At 68.7% G+C, this 17,641-nt stretch carries 15 protein-coding genes and 1 pseudogene; 10 read left to right on the top strand and 6 right to left on the bottom strand.

Translation table 11 applies throughout. The annotated features are described in order from the left end of the window. Positions 1-291: 291 nt before the first annotated feature. From KJS59_RS11950 to KJS59_RS32200, 8 genes and pseudogenes are all read left to right on the top strand, one after another. A pseudogene (locus tag KJS59_RS11950) lies at positions 292-1,622 on the top strand (ABC transporter substrate-binding protein). 16 nt (positions 1,623-1,638) lie between these two features. After that, positions 1,639-2,451: a class I SAM-dependent methyltransferase gene (locus KJS59_RS11955; RefSeq protein ID WP_213452918.1), complete on the top strand. Its 813-nt coding sequence runs from the start codon at positions 1,639-1,641 to the stop codon at positions 2,449-2,451. A 27-nt stretch (positions 2,452-2,478) separates the two neighbouring features. Further along, positions 2,479-3,351 carry a branched-chain amino acid ABC transporter permease gene (locus tag KJS59_RS11960; RefSeq protein ID WP_213452919.1) on the top strand — a complete coding sequence of 291 codons (873 nt, stop codon included), beginning with the start codon at positions 2,479-2,481 and terminating at the stop codon, positions 3,349-3,351. A 92-nt stretch (positions 3,352-3,443) separates the two neighbouring features. After that, positions 3,444-4,340 (top strand): branched-chain amino acid ABC transporter permease, encoded by an 897-nt coding sequence (locus KJS59_RS11965; RefSeq protein ID WP_249714060.1) that lies wholly within the window; start codon positions 3,444-3,446, stop codon positions 4,338-4,340. Next, the gene (locus tag KJS59_RS11970) at positions 4,337-5,845 is read left to right on the top strand and encodes an ATP-binding cassette domain-containing protein (protein WP_213452921.1); all 1,509 of its coding nucleotides are present in this window, start codon (positions 4,337-4,339) and stop codon (positions 5,843-5,845) included. The genes KJS59_RS11965 and KJS59_RS11970 overlap by 4 nt, the downstream gene beginning before the upstream one ends. 211 nt (positions 5,846-6,056) lie before the next feature. Further along, entirely contained in the window at positions 6,057-6,416 is a 360-nt protein-coding gene (locus KJS59_RS11975) for a hypothetical protein (protein WP_213452922.1), read from the top strand. 825 nt (positions 6,417-7,241) lie between these two features. Continuing rightward, positions 7,242-8,792, top strand: a complete 1,551-nt coding sequence (locus KJS59_RS11980) for a tetratricopeptide repeat protein (RefSeq protein ID WP_213452923.1) — start codon at positions 7,242-7,244, stop codon at positions 8,790-8,792. Between the two features lie 109 nt (positions 8,793-8,901). Beyond that, positions 8,902-9,360: a MucR family transcriptional regulator gene (locus tag KJS59_RS32200; protein ID WP_376771161.1), complete on the top strand. Its 459-nt coding sequence runs from the start codon at positions 8,902-8,904 to the stop codon at positions 9,358-9,360. Positions 9,361-10,659: 1,299 nt separating this feature from the next. Here the strand turns inward: KJS59_RS32200 and KJS59_RS11990 are convergent. After that, positions 10,660-12,045, bottom strand: a complete 1,386-nt coding sequence (locus KJS59_RS11990) for a tyrosine-type recombinase/integrase (protein WP_213452925.1) — start codon at positions 12,043-12,045, stop codon at positions 10,660-10,662. A gap of 461 nt (positions 12,046-12,506) precedes the next feature. Next, entirely contained in the window at positions 12,507-12,716 is a 210-nt protein-coding gene (locus KJS59_RS11995; RefSeq protein WP_213452926.1) for a hypothetical protein, read from the bottom strand. 250 nt (positions 12,717-12,966) lie between these two features. Between KJS59_RS11995 and KJS59_RS12000 the strand changes: the two genes are divergently transcribed. Next, on the top strand, positions 12,967-13,566 hold the full coding sequence (locus KJS59_RS12000; RefSeq protein ID WP_213452927.1) for a class I SAM-dependent methyltransferase: 600 nt from the start codon (positions 12,967-12,969) through the stop codon (positions 13,564-13,566). Between the two features lie 13 nt (positions 13,567-13,579). Here the strand turns inward: KJS59_RS12000 and KJS59_RS12005 are convergent, their stop codons facing one another. Next, positions 13,580-14,164, bottom strand: a complete 585-nt coding sequence (locus KJS59_RS12005) for a TetR/AcrR family transcriptional regulator (protein WP_213453035.1) — start codon at positions 14,162-14,164, stop codon at positions 13,580-13,582. Between the two features lie 84 nt (positions 14,165-14,248). Here KJS59_RS12005 and KJS59_RS12010 point away from each other — a divergent pair, with 84 nt between their 5' ends. Beyond that, positions 14,249-15,631 (top strand): MDR family MFS transporter, encoded by a 1,383-nt coding sequence (locus KJS59_RS12010; RefSeq protein ID WP_213452928.1) that lies wholly within the window; start codon positions 14,249-14,251, stop codon positions 15,629-15,631. A 59-nt stretch (positions 15,632-15,690) separates the two neighbouring features. On the opposite strand, the gene KJS59_RS12015 is transcribed toward KJS59_RS12010, so the two are convergent. The 3 genes from KJS59_RS12015 to KJS59_RS12025 all read right to left on the bottom strand — a co-directional run bounded on the left by KJS59_RS12015 (position 15,691) and on the right by KJS59_RS12025 (position 17,632). After that, entirely contained in the window at positions 15,691-15,888 is a 198-nt protein-coding gene (locus tag KJS59_RS12015) for a hypothetical protein (protein WP_213452929.1), read from the bottom strand. 284 nt (positions 15,889-16,172) lie between these two features. After that, positions 16,173-17,405, bottom strand: a complete 1,233-nt coding sequence (locus tag KJS59_RS12020) for an MFS transporter (RefSeq protein ID WP_283775771.1) — start codon at positions 17,403-17,405, stop codon at positions 16,173-16,175. A 23-nt stretch (positions 17,406-17,428) separates the two neighbouring features. Further along, positions 17,429-17,632, bottom strand: coding sequence for a DUF397 domain-containing protein (locus tag KJS59_RS12025; RefSeq protein ID WP_213452931.1), 204 nt, complete (start codon positions 17,630-17,632; stop codon positions 17,429-17,431). Between the last annotated feature and the right edge of the window lie 9 nt (positions 17,633-17,641).

Here is a 17,641-nt window from a genome sequence, read left to right on the forward strand (position 1 = left end):
GGCTGGGGTTGGGGTTGGGGCTCGGGTTGGGGTTGGGGCTCGGGTTGGGGTTGGAGAGGGGGAGGGGGCGTGAGTGGGTTGCGTCCCCGTGTTGACCTGCGACGCCACCGAGCCCGCCTCCGTCCTGGCCGTCCTGGACCACTTCATCACCGCCGAGCAGGACGGCCGCCACCCACACGTGATGCCGCCGGCATCACCCCCGAGCGCGAGGAGCCACCTCATCGCCCCCGAACACGCCGGCCAGCACCGGCGTCCGCTCCCTCAAGCGAACCCATCGACGAAAGGATTCCTGTGACCCCTCAACGACCCGCCCGCCGGCATCGCTGGCGTGCCTGGATTGCCGCCACCGGCGCCGCTGCTCTTCTCGCTGTCTCCGGCTGCACCGGGTCGAGCCTCGGTGGTTCGGACAGCAGTGGCGAGGAGATCCGTATCGGCCTGATCGTGCCGAAGTCCGGCCCTTAAAGGCGATCGGTGACGACCAGGCCGCCGGGTGGCGGCTGGCCCTGGACAAGCTGGGCGGCAAGCTCGGCGGCCGATCGGTGAAGGTGATCGAGGCCGACGAGGGCGACGGCAAGGCCACCGCACTCGCGTCGGCGCGCAAGCTGATCGAGCAGGACAAGGTCCTCGCCCTGGTCGGTGGAGGGTCCGCTGACACTGTGCAGACCCTGTATCCGCTGCTGAAGGAGTCCGGGGTGCCGTTGATCGGCACCGGCGGACGGCCGTCGACCGTGGAGGATCCGACGTACCTGTGGTCGACGTCGTGGTTGAGCCAGGAGACCGGCGCGTCGATCGCCGGATACCTGCGCGAGAAGGTCGGCGACGGCCGGGTGTGGGTGATGGGTCCGGACTACATCGGCGGCCACGACCAGATCGAAGGTTTCGTCGACGCGTTCCGTAAGGCGGGTGGGAAGCTCGCCAATCCTGGTGGGGAGCCGACGTGGACGCCGTGGGCGCCGGCCCCGACCACCGAGTTTTCCCCGTACCTGACGAAGATCAAGGAGTCGGGGGCGGCAGCGGTGTACACCTTCTATGCCGGCGCGTCTGCGATCGAGTTCGTCAAGCAGTACCGGCAGTACGGCGTTGACGTGCCGTTGTACGCCTCGGGTTTCCTCACCGAGGGCGCACCTTTGGCGGCGTTGGGCCAGCAGGCCAAGGGGATCTATACGGCCCTGAACTACTCGACCACCCTGGACAACGCCGCGAACAGGGACTTCGTGCGCCGTTACACGGCGGCCAATGACGGGAAGCTGCCGAATCTGTACCACGTGTGTGCGTGGGATGCGGCGCTCGTGCTGGACAAGGCCATCCCTGAAGCGTTGAACAACCCCGGCGCTTCGCCGGCCGGGGCCGCGGCCGCCGTAACCGGGCCAACGCCCAGCGGTTCCACGGCGACCAGCCCGTCCCCAACGGCCGGCGTGGACGAGGCGAGCGGTGAGCTGACCGGGCGGTCGCTGACGGCGGCGCTGTCGCGGGTCGGGTCGATTGACTCACCCCGGGGCGCCTGGCAGTTCGGATCGCAAAACCACACGCCGGTGCAGGCCTACTACCTGCGCGAGGTCGCCCAGGACGGCCAGGTGTGGGTCAACCGCACCGTGCAGACCCTGACCACCCTCGGCTCCTGAAACGGAGATCAACGCGATGACCACGACCACCGCCGGCGAGCAGGCCGGTTACATGTTCGACAACGCCACCGACGAAGCCGCCAACCAGCTGCGGTTCCTCGGTGAGATCCTCGACCCCGGCACCCGCCGGGCCCTGACCGAGATCGGCTTGGCGCCGGGCTGGACCGTCACCGACGTCGGCGCCGGGGCGGGCACGCTGACCGCCTGGCTGTCCGACCAGGTCGCCCCGGGCGGGCACGTCACCGCCGTGGACCTCGACCCCCGCCACATCCCGACCGCCCCCAACATCACCGTGCGGGCCGGCGACATCCGCCAACTGACGCTGGACGGGTCGCAGCAGGCGGTCGTGGCGCGGCTGGTGCTGATGCACCTGCCCGAACGCCAGCAGGTCCTCGCCCAGCTGATGGAAGCTCTCGCTCCGGGTGGGGTGCTCGTGGTGGCGGACTGGGACTGCACGTGGCGGGACATGGTCCGCCGCAGCCCCAGCCCTCGCGCGACCGCACTGATCGAACGTTTCCACGACGGCCTGCTCGCGTTCGGGGAGTCGCGGGGGGCGGACATGGGCTGGGCCAAGCGGGCGCCGGAGGCCATGCTGCGCGCCGGCCTGGTCGATGTCGTCAGCTACATCGAGTCCCGCTCGTGGCGGGGCGGCACCGGCATCTGTCTGCTGCACCGCTCCAACTCCATCCAGCGCGAAGCCGAACTGCTCGAGGCCGGCATGACCCGCGAGGACCTGACGGAGTTGCGGGAGGTGCTGATGGATCCCGACCTGGTGATGTCGGGCTACCTCATGCACACGACCGTCGGTCGCCGCGCCACCCAGGCCTGACCAACCCTGCGGAAGAGGAGGAGTGCCGTGGGCGGGCTTGTCACCCCCTACACGATCACCGCGCTGGACGGTGTCGCGTACGGGCTGCTGCTGTTCACCATCGCCGCCGGGCTAACGTTGATCGTCGGCGTGGCCGGGGTGTTCTCCATGGCTCACGGCACCCTCTACCTTGCCGGCGCCTACCTCGCCTGGCACCTCGCCGACGGCGGCTGGACCGGCCTCGCCCTCGCCCTGGCCGCCGCAGTGGTGGTCGGCGTCCTTGGAGGCGCGGGTCTCGCCGCCGCCGTGCGACCGCTGACCGACCGGCCGCTGGATCAGGTGCTGGCCACCCTCGGCATCGCCTACATCGCCGCCGACCAGTTCAGCGCCGTGTTCGGCGCGGAACCGCGGTCGGTCGACCCGCCCCGGGCGGTCGCCGGCTCGATCAGCCTGGGCGACTACCAATACCCGATCTACCGGCTGCTGTTCATCGCGATCGGCCTCGCCGTGGTGGCGGCACTGTTCTGGCTCGTCGAACGTTCCCGTGTCGGGGCGGTCGTGCGCGCGGTGGTCGCTGACCCGGGCATGGCCGCGGCCACCGGCCTGCGCATCGGCATCGTCCGCACCAGCGTGCTGGCCGGTGGGGGAGCCCTCGCCGTGACCGCCGGGGTGCTCGGTGCACCGGTCATCGGCCCCGCGCCGGGGGTGGACACCACCATCCTGGTCTACTCGCTGATCGTCTGCGTCGTCGGCGGGCTCGGCAGCATTCGCGGCGCCCTGCTCGCCGCGCTCGGCGTGGGGCAGATCCTCACCCTCGGCGTCGCGATCGTCCCGGGCGCTGCCGCGTTCATCCTCGCCGCCGCCATGCTCGCCGTGCTCACCGTCCGCCACCGCACCGCGCTCCCGGGACGGCCCTCATGACCACCACCCTCACACCGACGCCCGTCCCCACGGGCACCTCGACCCGACGGTGTGGTCGGCTGCCGTCATGGGGCCTGTCTGCGGTCGGGGCCTTGGGCCTGGCGGCTGCGGGGGCGTTGCCGTGGCTGGTCAACGCATACGTGATCTCGCTTGCCGCGACCGCCCTGGTCATGGCCGTCCTCGCGATGAGCGCCCAACTCCTGGTCGGGTGGGCCGGACTGGCGCCGCTGGGACAAGCCGCCTACCTGGTCGTCGGCGCGTACACCGCCGCGAGCATCGCCACGGCGACCAGCCTCGGCCCGCTCCAGTTACTCGCGGCCACCGCCGCCGGGGCCGTCGCGGCAGCCGTGACCGGCCTGCTGGCGGTGCGGGCCCGGGGCACCACCTTCCTCATGGTCACCTTCGGCCTCGGCGAACTCGTGCATGCCGCAGCGAACCAGTGGGCGCCGGGCGGCAGCGAGGGTGTCCACGCCCCGCCGGTCGTGGCGCTGCCCGGCCTGCCACCGATGGTGCGGCCCGGCTGGGTGTACCTGTACGTACTGGCCTGCACCCTGGTCATCGGCGTCGCCGTCGCCATCCTGGTGCGGACCCGTTTCGCCCTGCTCCTGCGGGGTATCGCCGCGCACGAGCCTCGTGTGCAGGCCGCCGGACACCACACCGGCTGGATGCTCCTGGCCGCGTACACCCTTGCCGGCGGGATCGCCGGGGCCGCTGGCGCCCTGGCTATCGCGGTCACCCGCTACGTCTCACCCGCCGACGCCGCCATGGGCATCTCCGCCCTCGCTCTCGCCGCCGCGCTCATCGGCTCCGGCAGCATGACCGGCGCCTGCGCCGGCGCGATCCTCCTCGTCGCCGCCCGGGACTGGGCCAGCGGCCTGCTCGGCGGCCACGGCCCCACCCTGCTCGGCCTGGCATTCCTGCTGCTGGCCTACCTACCCCGGCACCGCCTGGCCGGCCTCACCACCCGATTCCCCAGGAGGCGGACATGAGCAGCCCGCTGCTACGCCTTGAGGCTGTCAGCCGCTCCTACGGCGCCCGCCACGCCGTCGACGAGGTCAGCCTCGACCTGCACTCCGGGGCCCGACACGCGATCATCGGCCCCAACGGCGCCGGCAAATCCACCCTGCTGCACCTCATCGCCGGCAGCCTGCGGCCCACCGGCGGCCGCATCCACTACGCCGGACACGACATCGGCCGCTGGCCGGCACACCGCCGCGCCCGCGCCGGCATCGCCCGCACCTGGCAGCACCCCGCCCTCGCCCGCCCACTCACCGCCGTGCAGAACGTCCTGCTCGCCGTCCCCGGACAGCGCCTCACGGCTATACGGCCCCAGCCCCGCGCCGTGGCCGCCGCCCATACGGCGCTGGCTCAGGTCGGCCTCACCGAGCTGGCCGAGCGGACCGCCGCGCAGCTCGCCTACGGCGACCAGCGCCGCCTGGATATCGCCGTCGCGCTCGCCGCCCAGCCCAGGCTGTTGCTGCTCGACGAACCCTCCGCCGGCCTCGCCACCAGCGAGGTCACCCGCCTCGCCGGCCTGATCCGTACCCTGCCTGCCGACATCGCCGTGCTTCTGGTCGACCACAACCTCGACTTCGTCTCCGCCGTCGCCAACACCGTCACCGTCCTGCACCACGGCCAGCACATCACTACCGGCACCCCCACCGAGATCCGCGACCACCCCGACGTCCGCCGCGTCTACCTCGGCACCGACACCCCCACCAGCCCCACACCCGACAGCCGGGCCACCACTGCGGCGGTCGGGACGCCGGTCCTGCGCGTGCGCAACCTGCAAGCGGGGTACACCGGCGCACCGGTGCTCACCGACATCACCCTCGACGTGCCAGCCGGCCAGGTCACCGCAGTCGTCGGCCGCAACGGCGCCGGCAAAACCACCCTGATCAACACCATCGCCGGCCTGCACCCCGCCCAGCCCGGCACCGAAATCCTCCTACACGGGCAGCCCCTGACCGGGTACGACGCCCGCCGCCGCGCCCGCGCCGGCCTCGGCACGGTCCCGCAAGGACGCCGCCTGTTCGCCGGACTCACCGTCGAGGAACACCTCACCCTGCCCCGACCACACCCCACCCGCTCCAAAACCGTCGACACCCGCCACGTGCTCGACCTGTTCCCCGCACTCGCGCAGCGACGCCATCACCAACCCCACCAGCTCTCCGGAGGAGAGCAGCAGATGCTCGCCCTGGCCCGTGCGCTCCTTGCCGCCCCCGACGCGCTGCTACTCGACGAACCCTCCGAAGGACTCGCCCCCGCCGTCGTCGGCCAACTCGCCACCATCATCACCAGCCTCGCCGCCACCGGCACCGCCGTACTGCTCGCCGAGCAAAACCTCGCCCTGGCCTGCCAAGTCGCACACGACATCGCCGTCCTCGACCGCACCCGCATCGTCCGCCACATCACCACGGCCGACATCCGCGAAGACCCCGCCGAACTCCACGACCCGCTCACCGTCCCAACCACCACACCGACACCGTCATGACTGCGACCCGCGACCCTCACCGACCCCGCGAGGCCACCCCCGCGCCTCGCCACCGTCCACCCGACGCGACGACCCGACCGCGCCCGGTGGACACCGCCACTCGCACGGCACCCCGCGTGACCGTAGCGGGCGGCGGCGGGTGGTTGGCGGCGCTGACCCGAACACCGTCGCCAACCAACCCACCCCTCGACGACGTCCGCCTGGAGGCGGCGTGACCGACGACGACACCAGCCTCTGGCTCCTCACCGACCTCGCCCGCTGCACCACCTGCTGGCAGCTCCTCCAGCCCTACACCTGCGCACGTCGACGCTTCTACGCCTGCTTCTGCTTCACCCTCTACGACGCACCGCATGTCGAGGCCATCGTCGTTGGATACGCCGCCGCCCACGACCGGCGCACCTCCACGGAACGACCTCTCATCACCTACAGCCGGTGGCACCAGTCCACCCGGGCAGACCTACGCCAGCACCTCGTCCGTCTGGTCGGCCAAGCCCTCATCCACACACCCGACACCGTCGAGCTGCACTGGCACCGTCACGCACCCGTAGCCAGCGCGGTCTACCAGCCTTAAGGAAGAGGAGCGTGACGATCACCAGCGCGCCGGAGCAACAAACCCCACCACGATGCCCCCTCAACCTGATGCCGCCGGCATCACCAACCACACCGGCACCCGGAGGAACACCATGACCGCCACCCTGCCGGCCCATCCCTGGCCGAGACACCTACTCAACCCGAGCACTCCCGCAGACCTGGACCGAGCCAACGCCAGACCCGGTCGGCGGACGTGGGAGATCGGCGCCGGTGCCGGCCAGGCCACCGTCCGCCTGGCCCACCTCACCCGATCAACGGAAGCGCCGGGTGGCCCGGCTGAGAGGCAGGACGCCCAGACCTCAGCCAGCGTGATCCTGGCGGTATCACGCTGGCGCTCCATCAATGTGAGGCCGGCATCACCCCGATGGGCGGTCAACCCACGAGACGCCCTGAAGACGGGAATCGCATTGTGATTCAGACACCACCAGCGGCACCTCCTGTCCGTATCCGCGCTGCGCGCTCTGCCCTTCAGCCGTCGCTGGCAGACACGAGGGCCATCGAGCAGGCCCACACCACGCTCATCGTCCACCGGGCCGGCGACGACAGCATGTGCACGGGCTGCGCAGACATGGCGCACTTCGCCGTGGCGCCCTGCCCGCAGGCACGAGCCGCCCGAGACACCCTCGCCACGGCCTCACCAGTTCATCTCCGCAAGGAAGCGCTGGCAGCCGAACCAGCCTTGGCGTAGAGCCCCACCCCGCAGTCGTCACAGCCGGCTGCCAAATCAGCCGCCGGCAGCAGCGTGGCTGCCCCGCCCTTGCGCTGGCCTCGCTCCCACCACTCGATTTTCCGAGAGGAGTACGACATGCCGTCACGGCCGCCACGATGGGGCGCGGCCCCCGGCATCGGCGAACTCATGGCCAAGGCGCACCACCTGGTCGCTGAAGGCGATCTCGGCAAGGCCCAGCATCTGCTCGCCGACGTATTAGCCGGCGCGGACTTGCATCCTGCCACCGCCTCGCCCGAGATGGTCGAGGCCGCTGCCCTGCACGCCAGGGTGCTGGCCACCCTCGGCGAGCCGCACAGCGCGCGCATCTGGGCCGCCTCCGCCCATGCGGCCGCCATCCGCCTGTACGGCCGCTCGGACGAGCGCACCGTCACCGCCGCCGTGACTTTGGCCGCGGTGCTGCACCGGGTCGGCGCCGACGCCCGGGCCACCCGGCTCTATTCCGAGGTCATCCTCGAGTTGACCGCGCGCGACGGCCCGGAGTCGCAGCGGGTGCTGGCCGCTCACGCCGATCTGGCCACGGTGGAATACGCCCGCCGCCAGTGCGATGTCGCACGTGAGCGGCTGCAGAACACCTGGGAGCTGCACCGCAAGGCGTACGGCGACGGCCACCCCAGCGGCATCAAAATGCTGGCCAAGCTCGGCGCGATGGAACGCGACTGCGGCCGGTGGGCCGAGTCCCACGAGCACCTGACGCTCGCCAAACAGCTATGCCGCCAGCATCTGCCCGGCGACAGCCCGCTCGCCAGGCAGGTGACCGGGCTGGCACAGGCGATCGGCGACTTGGAACACATCTGCGGCGCCCCGACACCACCGAACCAGGACACACCGACCATGCCCGTTCCGGTCACCCGGCCCCCTCATGTCGCCGCAGGGCCAGTCGAGCCACGCCTGCCCGAACTACCCGTCTACCAGCCGACGGACCGGGCCGACAGCAGCACCCCGAACAAGCAGGACACCCACACCCGGCCAGAGGCCACCGGCATCCCGCCCGACGACGACAGGCGGCCACCGGACGAGCTGCCCGGCGAGGCGTGGCGACCCGCACAGACCGCATCACCGGGCGCCGTGATTGGGCGCACCGATTACGTGCCAACGGATGTCCCGGACCTCCCGTGCCCCGCTGAAACCGACACGTCCTCGGACCGCCTCCCGGCACCCGCACCCTCGTCACCGGTGGAGACGCGGACGGCCCAATGGCTTCTGCTGACGGCCGGGATCGTGGCGCTACTGCTCGGCACCGTCACGGTAGTCGCCACGATCTCCGCGCCACACCACCCGAACCCCGAGCCCACCGTCCCTGATGCTGTCTCCCGTGCGAGTACACCGGCTGCCGCGCCTACCGCGGCCCTCGCTGGCCCGCCCGATCAGGTCCGGCTGACCGACCGGCGCGACAGCATCGTGTTGCACTGGAGGTACCCGGCCGATGCGGAGGGACCCGTGGTGATCGCCGGGGGCCGCTCGGGGCAGCAGCAACAAACGTTCGCGCAACTGCCTGCCGGCGCCGACAGTTACACCGCCTACGGGCTGAGCCGCAGCAACGACTACTGCTTCACGATCGCGGTGGTCTGGTCCACCGACACCGCGGCCCAGGCTGACCCGGTCTGCACCCACCGAGGACGGCCGTGACCGGGTTGATCTGGCCGCTGCGGCACTCGACGCTGACCACGAGCGCGCGCTGCGCCCCCACGCCCTCCTCGCCGACGCCGCCCACCACCGCGTCGGCGGCGACATCGCGCTGCGAGACCTCGGCACCGCCCACAGCACCGCCGCGTACCTGTACGGCATCGACGTGCCGCAGCCCCGTGCCGCCCCTACGCCTCATCTTCAACCCAGCATCATCAGCTGCCTGGAATGCGGGAACTCCTATGCTGCCCTGGCCACCCACCTGTCACGCATCCACAAGATCAGCGTCGCGGAGTACCGCCGCCAGCACAACCTGCCCCACACCCCCCTAGCCAGCCTCGCCACCAGCCGCATACGCCTAGCCGCGCAGCGGCAGCCCGACAGCCACGAATCCTGGACCGCCCTGCGAATCAGCGAACTTCGACGCGCCCGAGGCGTGAGCCAACAACACTTCGCGGCCTTGTGCAAAGTCACCAGCACCACCGTCAGGAATTGGGAGAAAGGCCGCACCACACCACAGCCGCGTGCCCGCCTGCGCCTCCAACAGCTTGACCCCGGAACAGGCTCGTGATCAGACAGAAGGAAATTCACGCAACGTGCACCGCGCTGCCGCAGGCCGCGACTGCGGCTTCCATCGGACCGGCTCGGCCGGCTCCTCAACCATGGCCCCGAGATCGAGGTCCTTCGGCTACGACTGGCGCGCCAGGACCGAGTCTTCGGCGTGACGCCGCAGCGGGTTCGTGTCGTGCTGGACGAACACGTCTTCACTCCAGGCGGGAACCCGACGTTTTGCGGTGTCAGACCCGCCGGATTCTGGAGCTGGTCCCTGACTCCGTTAAGCGGTTCATTGGGTCTGAGTAGGGAGTCACGTGGCCAACGAACGGAAAGACAATCAGTCACGGGATCGTCACAGGATGGTCATGGACTACCTCAAGGCGGCTCCAGCGCTACTCAAGGGGATTGCCGCTGTGCTGGTGGCGGCTACCCCGCTACTGGCCCTGTTGTTGCGGTAGCTGACAGGAGCGACAAACCGTCCAAACGGGCCCCGCAGTCGGGTCCGCCAAACCTCCATACCCTGCCAGCCGAACGGATGAGGAGGATGCTCGCCCGTTTCGGGCTGCCTGGCCGCACTGTTCTGCACTGCTCTGCGCTGGCCGGCAATTAGGGAGTCTGTCTGTGCGACTCGTGACTTGGTTAACGCGCCGGACGCGGGTGGCCAACTTGACCTCGCCTCGCTGCCCGGGTTGAGATTGATGCCGACCACGGGGAGTTGCACGGGTGCCAGCACCTGAAAAGCGAGCGACGTCCGGGATGGAGTCCGGACGTCGATGGTGACGTACCACCGAAGTGTCGCTAACACAAGAGGGTGTCGTCAATGGGTGACCGTTCGGAGGAGGGGTCATCAGCCGCTCACTGCTGGGGGTTGCGTTCGACTCAGGGACCGGCTCAACATTGACGGCGGCGATGAGGAGTTACGCGGGTGTAGCTCGCCCATAACAGCAAACGCCCGGGGGCCATCCCGGGCGCTGCTTGTGACTCCGCGTCGGAACTTGTTCGGACAGTCCGCACGAAGTTGGAGTCGGTATGAAGGTACCCACACCCCCGGAATGCGTCAACGCTGACACATCCGAGAAGCCAGGGGGTGTCACACCTGACGCCCGGGAGAGCAAGGCGGAGCGGCGTCACAGGCGGCGCGTGGAGCTATTGAAGCTCCTTCCTCCAATCTTGCTGGCGTTCGCTGCGGTGGTCGCTGCCTTCCGGTAGCCGGTTGGGGGCTGGGGTCAGCAGGCCTCCGCCCCTACCGGGGACTACACGGCGATCCACCTTTACACCTGGCAGAGCCCTCTCGGCGTGATCCCATGGGTTTCCATCAAGCGCTCCGTCGCCGAATCCGGCTGAAGGCATCCACCGCAGCATCGTCGGCCTCAGGCAAGCTGCCGAGGTACTTCTGTGTGGTAAGGATGCTGCCGTGTCCGAGGCGCTCCTTGACGATCTGGATATCCGCGCCGCCTGCAAGAAGCCAGGAGGCATGGGCGCTGCGAAGACCCTTTACCTGAACGGTTGAGTCGAGGCCTGCGGCCGAGCGTGCGGGGAGCCAAACGTTTTGGCGGAACCATGAACGAGGGATGTGCCCATCGGTGGTCACCGTGCGCCGCTGGCGCGGCTGGTCCTTACCTACCGCTCGTCGTTCAGCCCGGTAGATCGAGAACGCCGCCCTGCAATACTCACACCTACACTTTGCGGAGATGTATGCTGTCTTAGTGCCGTGCTGGTATTGACGGCCCTTTTGGTTGGGTTCTGTGAGCCCCAGTTCATCGGGGTTAGGGACGACTCGAAGTGGGGGCTCATGTAGGGCCTCGGGACTGCGGATCGCAAAGATCAGATCCTCTGCCTGGAGGCCGTTCTCCCTGATGTGCGCGTCAATCTTCTTGACGATCTGGACACTGAGGCGAAGTTGTCTCTCCTCCTCGTCCTTCGGGTACCCCTTCACGACGAACCGGTTGCCATCCGTCTGGAACTGCTTTGTAAGCTCGACGACTACACGGCTAACTGTAAGTACCCTGGTTGCCCGGTCAAGATCCTTGACTCGTAGTTCTGTTAGCTCTCCATACCGGAGGCCACTCTCGATGTCAGTTTCCACAAATAGCCGCATGTCATTGTTTGGGAGTGCCGCGTACACGTCGTCGAATTGCTCGGGCGTAATAATCCGACGGACCTTCTTGGGTACTGCTGGCGTCTTGACTCCTTTGCAAGGATGCACCGTGATGACCTGGTCTATTAGTGCTGTGGTGAATATTGCGCTGAGGATGACCATGCAGTACTCGATCACGGCGGGACTGTTGCTAATCTTGGCCCTCTGCCCCTTCTGGCGTTGAGGTAGTTCCAAGTTTCCTTTATGGAACTTCGTGACCCATTCCCGGACGTGGGTGGATACAATTTCTCGCATCCTCATCGGCCCGAACTCCGGAATAATGACCCTCTCAAGATAGAGGGTGTAGTTCTCGCGGGTACGGAGTTCCATCACGTGGTTGGGCAGCCAGGTCTCTCGGACGTAGCGCTCGAACGTCTGGCGTCCTCGGCGTGGGTCGCCCGCGCGTCCCTCTGCCACCTTGGCCTCGGCGGCTTGCCATGATTTGTTCGCTTCCTTCTTGTTTGAAAAGGTTCCGGCCGATTGCTCCTTGCCTCGGATATCGAGATACACGGCCGTGTACCGGACCTTGCCGTCCCGCGTCACACGTTCCTTCAGCCAGCCCACGTGGCCGCCTCCAAGATCGCCTGTCCGTCCCTTGTCCGTGGATGAGGCCCCATGGAGCCTCATCGGCCATCACTGAGCGGCACCCAGTGTTGGCCTCTGACCTGCAGATTAGTCCGGATTCCGCGATCTTGCTAACCTCAATGGACTAGCTTCCACCTCGTTCGCATCGAGGGGGTCAGGGGTTCAAATCCCCTCAGCTCCACCCAGCTCAAAGGCCGTTTCGTCTGAGACGGCCTTTTCGATCTTGTGCGGCTGTCAAGCTGCGGGAGCTGCGCGCTGATGATCTAGCTGGACAAGTCACTGACCAAGCCCTGGGGTTCGCTGCCGAGCTATTCGGGGCAGGCCCCGATGCGCCGGGATCTGCAATGGCGGGGAGAGCTGAGGAAGGTATCGGAGATCCTCCTGTCGTTTCGGCCGCCGCTTCTGCTTTGGCTGAGGATTTGCTGGCTTCGGTCGGCTGACTACCGGACAGGGATCGAGTCGTCCACCAAGCCTTCAGGGCGGCTTGGGGTCGCCTTCGACGTGGCTTCGCTGTAGATGTTCATGGTCACGGCAATTCGTGCGTTTTTACGCTGGCCGGGACGCCCATGGTCGCGGTGCTCGGGGCCGGTTGTCGTCGGGCTGGCGCCGAGCTGTCCGAGGATGTGCGAGCTTGCACTGCTGATCTTCACCGTCGACCTGGCGGGCTGGCCTTTCGCCTTCGCCGCGGGCGACCTTACGCACGACAGGTCCACGTGCGGTCCGCGCGGGCGTCGAGAGCGGCTTGCTCGGTGTGCTGCCGGCCCGGCAGTGAAGCTGATCCAAACTGGCGGGATGCAGATAGATGAACGCGGGGCACGAGTCCGGGAGGTTCGTCGCCGGCTTGTGCAGGAGGGTCCGCCGTGGTCGCGACCTCACGAGCGGGACTTCGAAACGGTCACGATGCCGGAGCGGGACTGCGACCTGCTTCGAGACCTGTTGATCTCCGAGGGAGTCGAGACGGTTGTCGAGGTCGGACTTGCATACGCCAGCTCCGCACTCGCGGTCGGGGAGGCGCTGGTGACCCTCAACCCGCCGCACCCTCGGCACGTCGTCATCGACCCCTTCCAGGACCGCGAGTATGCCGATGTCGGCTGGGATCTACTGTGCGTCGCGGGACTGGACTCGATCGCCCGGCTCGTGCGCGCGTGGTCGTCCATCGCGCTCCCGGAACTTGTCACCGAAGGTTTCCGCGCCGACGCGGCGTTTGTGGACGGTAGTCACCGTTTCCACGAGGTCTTCGTGGACCTCTACTATCTGCGTAAGATCGTCCGACCGGGCGGGCTGATCGTGATGGATGACGACTGGACACCCTCGGTGCGCACCGCAGTGCGGTACTACGAGCAGAACCTGGGCTGGACGGCTATTCCCGACGCCTTCGCCGGCGGAACGCTACGGAACATTGGCGGCGACCCCACAGCCGAAACGGTGCCCCGCTGCCGCGCCATCCGGCTTCCCGACTCCCTGGTCGAGCCGCCGTTCGAGCAGTTCCACCCGTTCTGACCCGTTGTCCCGGCTATCGCGGGGGTGGGATCGTTCCCGTCATGATCGGCAGGGCGATGTGGTCGACGATTTCCTCGATGACCTCGTCCGGCACCGCGGCCTGGGTCATCAGGAGTTCGTGCCGGAACAGGTCGAAGGGCAGTGCGGCGACCCGGGGTGTGATCCGGGCGGGGTCGATTTCGCCGCGGTCGATGGCGCGCCGGATGATCGTCAGGTCCGAGGTGACGCGCTCGCCGATCAGCTCGCGTCTCAGCTCGGCCGGCGTGCGCCCGGTCTCGAGAAAATAGCCGCTGAGCTGGGCAAGTACCGGTGTGATCAACTGCATCCGGTGCCGGTTGGCCCCCTTCAGGAGGGCGATCAGGTCGCCGCGCAGTGAGCCGGTGTCCGGAATCGGCGGGCGGTTGCGGTCGTCGTGATGGCGGATCGCGGCGATGACGAGTTCCTCGCGGTTCGGCCAGCGCCGGTACAGCACCGGGCGGCTGGTCTGTGCCCGGGTGGCCACCCTGTCCAGCGTGAACGCGGCCAGCCCGCCCTCGGTCAGCTCGGCATAGGCCGCCTCGAGCAGAGCGTCCTCGAGTTCCTGGCCGCGGCGTCGCATAAGAGTCACTTGTGCATCTTATCGCGGAGGCGTACCTTCGGCACGGAGAGATACGCGCTTGCATCTTATCGTCTGGGGGTCGGCATGATCGACCGCGACGTTCTCCGTACGGCCATCGCGTTGATCGTCGGCGCGCTGGCCGTCATCTTCGACACCACGATCACCAGCATCGCCCTGCCGACGCTGGTCCAGGCGCTGCACTCATCGCTGGTCACGATCCAGTGGGTCAGCACCGGCTACCTGCTCTCGCTCGGCGTCGTCATCCCGCTCGGGGCGTGGGCCCAGGCCCGGGTCGGCGGCAAGCGGCTGTGGGTGATCGCGCTGGCCGTCTTCCTGGTCGGGTCGGTGCTGTGCAGCCTGGCCTGGAACGCGCACAGTCTCATCGCGTTCCGGGTCGTGCAGGGCGTCGGCGGCGGCCTCATGCTGCCGCTGATGTCGACGCTGGTCATGCAGGCGGCTCGCGGCCGCAACCTGGGCCGCACGATGGCCGTGATCGGCCTCCCCGCCGTGCTCGGACCCATCCTCGGACCGGTCCTCGGCGGCGTGATCCTGCACTGGCTCGACTGGCGCTGGCTGTTCTGGGTCAACGTGCCGTTCTGCGTCGTCGGCATCGTCCTCGCGCTGCGGCTGCTGCCCGACGACCCGCCGACCGACCGCGTCCGCCTCGACCTCCCCGGCCTCGCCCTGCTCGGCCCGGGCACGGTAGGTCTGCTGTACGGCCTGTCCAACGTCGGCCGGCACGGCGGGTTCGGCCGCGCCGACACGCTCGTACCGCTGATCGCCGGCGTCGTGCTCACCGCGGCGTTCGCGGGGCGGGCGATCCGGGCGAGGGGCGGCGCGCTGGTCGACGTACGGCTGCTGCGCCATCGGCCGATCGCCTCGTCCTCGGCCATGCTGTTCCTGTCTGGCGCATCCCTCTACGGCGCGATGCTGCTACTGCCGCTGTACTTCCAGGAGTCGCGCGGGGCCAGCGTGCTGACCGCCGGGCTGCTGCTCGTACCGCAAGGCATCGGGTCGCTGCTGAGCCGGGGCCTGACCGGGCGGCTGACGGACTCCCTGGGCGCTCGTCCGGTGGTGACGGCCGGTTTCCTTCTTGTCGGGCTGGCCACGGTACCGTTCGCGCTGGCCGGCCCGCACACCAGCGAAGTGTGGCTGCTGACCGCGTTGCTGGTCCGCGGGTTCGGCCTGAGCGTGGTGACGGTGCCGGTCATGGCGGTCGCGTTCCTCGGGCTGGAGCGCTCGGAGGTCCCGCACGCGAGCATCCTCACGCGCATCGCCCAGCAGGTGGGCGGCTCCTTCGGTACGGCCATCCTGGCCGTCATCCTCGCCGCCACCCACTCGTTCGACAAGGCATTCTGGTGGGCCGTCGGCTTCACCGGGCTGGCCCTGCTCCTGTCGGTCTTTCTTCCCGGGCGCCCCGCCCCGACGCCGGCACCCGCCGCCCCCGCGACCGCTGCGGCCCGGTGACATTCAGGCGCGGCGATCAGCGAAACATCGAGCGTTACAGACCAACTCGCCATCCACACTCAAGCCGCCAGTACCGGCGCGGCAGCGGCTCGTGCCTCCAATAGCTCCCGCGCTTCGCTCAGCGCGACCTCCAGCCGGTCGACATCCGCCAGGCGAACGAACACCGCCACCTTCTGACCGAACTCCCCGATACGGACCACCACGGTGTCCGGCCGTCCCAGCAGCGACATGACCTCCACGCGCGTTGCCTCGCCCATCAGCAGGTCGACGTTTCACCCCGTGCATCAGTTGGCCCTCCTCCTCGATCGCGGCCCGGCCATCGTCTTCGGCGCCCATTGCTCCTCCGCCTCGCTCAGTGACTCCTGCGCCGGGGCAACAGCCGGCCGGAAACACGTCCTCGCACCCGGCCGAGAACCCTCGTCCCGCCGCTCAGAGCCATCCGCGTCATCCCTTCAATCAATCCCCGTGCATATGCACGATAATAACGACGTGACTATGCGTGAAGCAAGGTGAATCCTCCGATGAGGAGTGGCGCCACGCGTCAGGCTTGAAGATCGCGAGAGCGACGCAGCAGGGGTCCCGCGAGCAGCGCCAACGACAGGGCGAGGACGATCGGAGCCAGAACGAGGGGCGCGCGTAGCCCGGCAAGGCCAGCGACTACGCCACCGAGAGTCGCGCCGACCGGGGCTGCCCCGTTGCCGATCAGTCGGAACGCCGAGACGACGCGGCCCAGCAGATGATCGGGCACGATCCTCTGGCGGGCGGAGACGGCAGCCACCGTGACAAGGGTCGTGCTCATGCCGAGGATCATGAAGGCGCCGCCGCCGATCCAGGCTGATGAGCCAACGGCAACGGCCAGCCAGCCGAGCGCCTGGACGACGAGCGCGGCCGCTACGGCGCCCTTGGTGGTCAGCCAGCGAACGACCGGTCTGGCGAACCAGCCGGCGACGGCGGCGCCCACGGCCTGGGCCGTCACGATGAGCCCGTACCCGAGGTCGGTGACGCCCAACGTTTCCTTCGCGAACAGAACGAAGGTGGCTGAGGCGAGGTTGAAGGCGATGTTGAACGCGGCCAAACTGAGCGCCAGGGCGACCAGGTCTCTACTGCGAAACAGGTACCGAAAGCCCTCGCGTACTGCGGCGGCAACGCTCTGGCCGTCCGGGCGGTTCGGCTTCGGGGGCGCGGGCACGCCCCGTAGCAGTGCCGCCGAGCCGGCGAAGGAGGCCGCATCGAGTGCGAACGGCAGCCACGGTGCGAGGCCGAAGGCTGCGCCACCCAAGGGCGGCCCGGCGATGGTCTGACTGACTGTTTCGCCTGCGAAAAGCCGGCCGTTGGCGCGGGTCAGCTCATCCTCCGAGCGTCCGACGACATGCGGCACGAGTGCCTGGCCGGCAGCATCATGGAAGGTCTTGCCGGCGACCACGAGGAACGATGTGATGGCCAAGGCGGTGATGCTCGCGTTTGCCGTTGCCACGAGAAGCGCAAGCAGCACCAGGCCGATAGCCCGAACCACATCTGCCGTGACCATGACGAGGCGTCGTGAGACGCGATCCACGACCGCGCCGGACCAGAACCCGATCAGGAACCAGGGCGCGGCCGCCGCAGCGCTCACGACGGCCACGCCCATCGGATTCTTGGTGAGCACGGCGGCCAGCAAGGGCGCGGCGACCAGGTAGGCGCCGTCGCCCAGGCTGGACACGGCAGACGCGGTCCAGAGGTAGCCGAAGCCGGCGCGCCCACGGCGCCGGGCCCTGTCCGACCCTGAGCCCGCCACCGTCGACTACCTTTCCCGGACTGTTAGACGCCGAACTCGTCGGCCTTTACTCCTGCGACGAACCGGACCCATGACTCCCGTGACACCACGAGCACCGGACTGTTCGCGGTCTTGCTGTCCCTGATTCCGACAGCCGTGGGCGCCATCGCCACCTCGACGCACCCACCGTCGCCGGACGACGAACTCTTGAACCACCGTGCACCAGTGAAGTCGAGGGCTTGTTCCATGTGCTGACC

Source organism: Rhizomonospora bruguierae (assembly GCF_018397995.1).
GTDB lineage: Bacteria > Actinomycetota > Actinomycetes > Mycobacteriales > Micromonosporaceae > Rhizomonospora > Rhizomonospora bruguierae.

Bases quoted from the DNA above. Each gene is read 5' to 3' on its own strand.
- KJS59_RS11955 (WP_213452918.1), top strand. From the start codon at position 1,639: ATGACCACGACCACCGCCGGCGAGCAGGCCGGTTACATGTTCGACAAC.
- KJS59_RS11970 (WP_213452921.1), top strand. From the start codon at position 4,337: ATGAGCAGCCCGCTGCTACGCCTTGAGGCTGTCAGCCGCTCCTACGGC.
- KJS59_RS11980 (WP_213452923.1), top strand. From the start codon at position 7,242: ATGCCGTCACGGCCGCCACGATGGGGCGCGGCCCCCGGCATCGGCGAA.
- KJS59_RS12000 (WP_213452927.1), top strand. From the start codon at position 12,967: ATGCCGGAGCGGGACTGCGACCTGCTTCGAGACCTGTTGATCTCCGAG.
- KJS59_RS12005 (WP_213453035.1), bottom strand. From the start codon at position 14,164: ATGCGACGCCGCGGCCAGGAACTCGAGGACGCTCTGCTCGAGGCGGCC.
- KJS59_RS12010 (WP_213452928.1), top strand. From the start codon at position 14,249: ATGATCGACCGCGACGTTCTCCGTACGGCCATCGCGTTGATCGTCGGC.
- KJS59_RS12015 (WP_213452929.1), bottom strand. From the start codon at position 15,888: ATGGGCGAGGCAACGCGCGTGGAGGTCATGTCGCTGCTGGGACGGCCG.
- KJS59_RS12025 (WP_213452931.1), bottom strand. From the start codon at position 17,632: ATGGAACAAGCCCTCGACTTCACTGGTGCACGGTGGTTCAAGAGTTCG.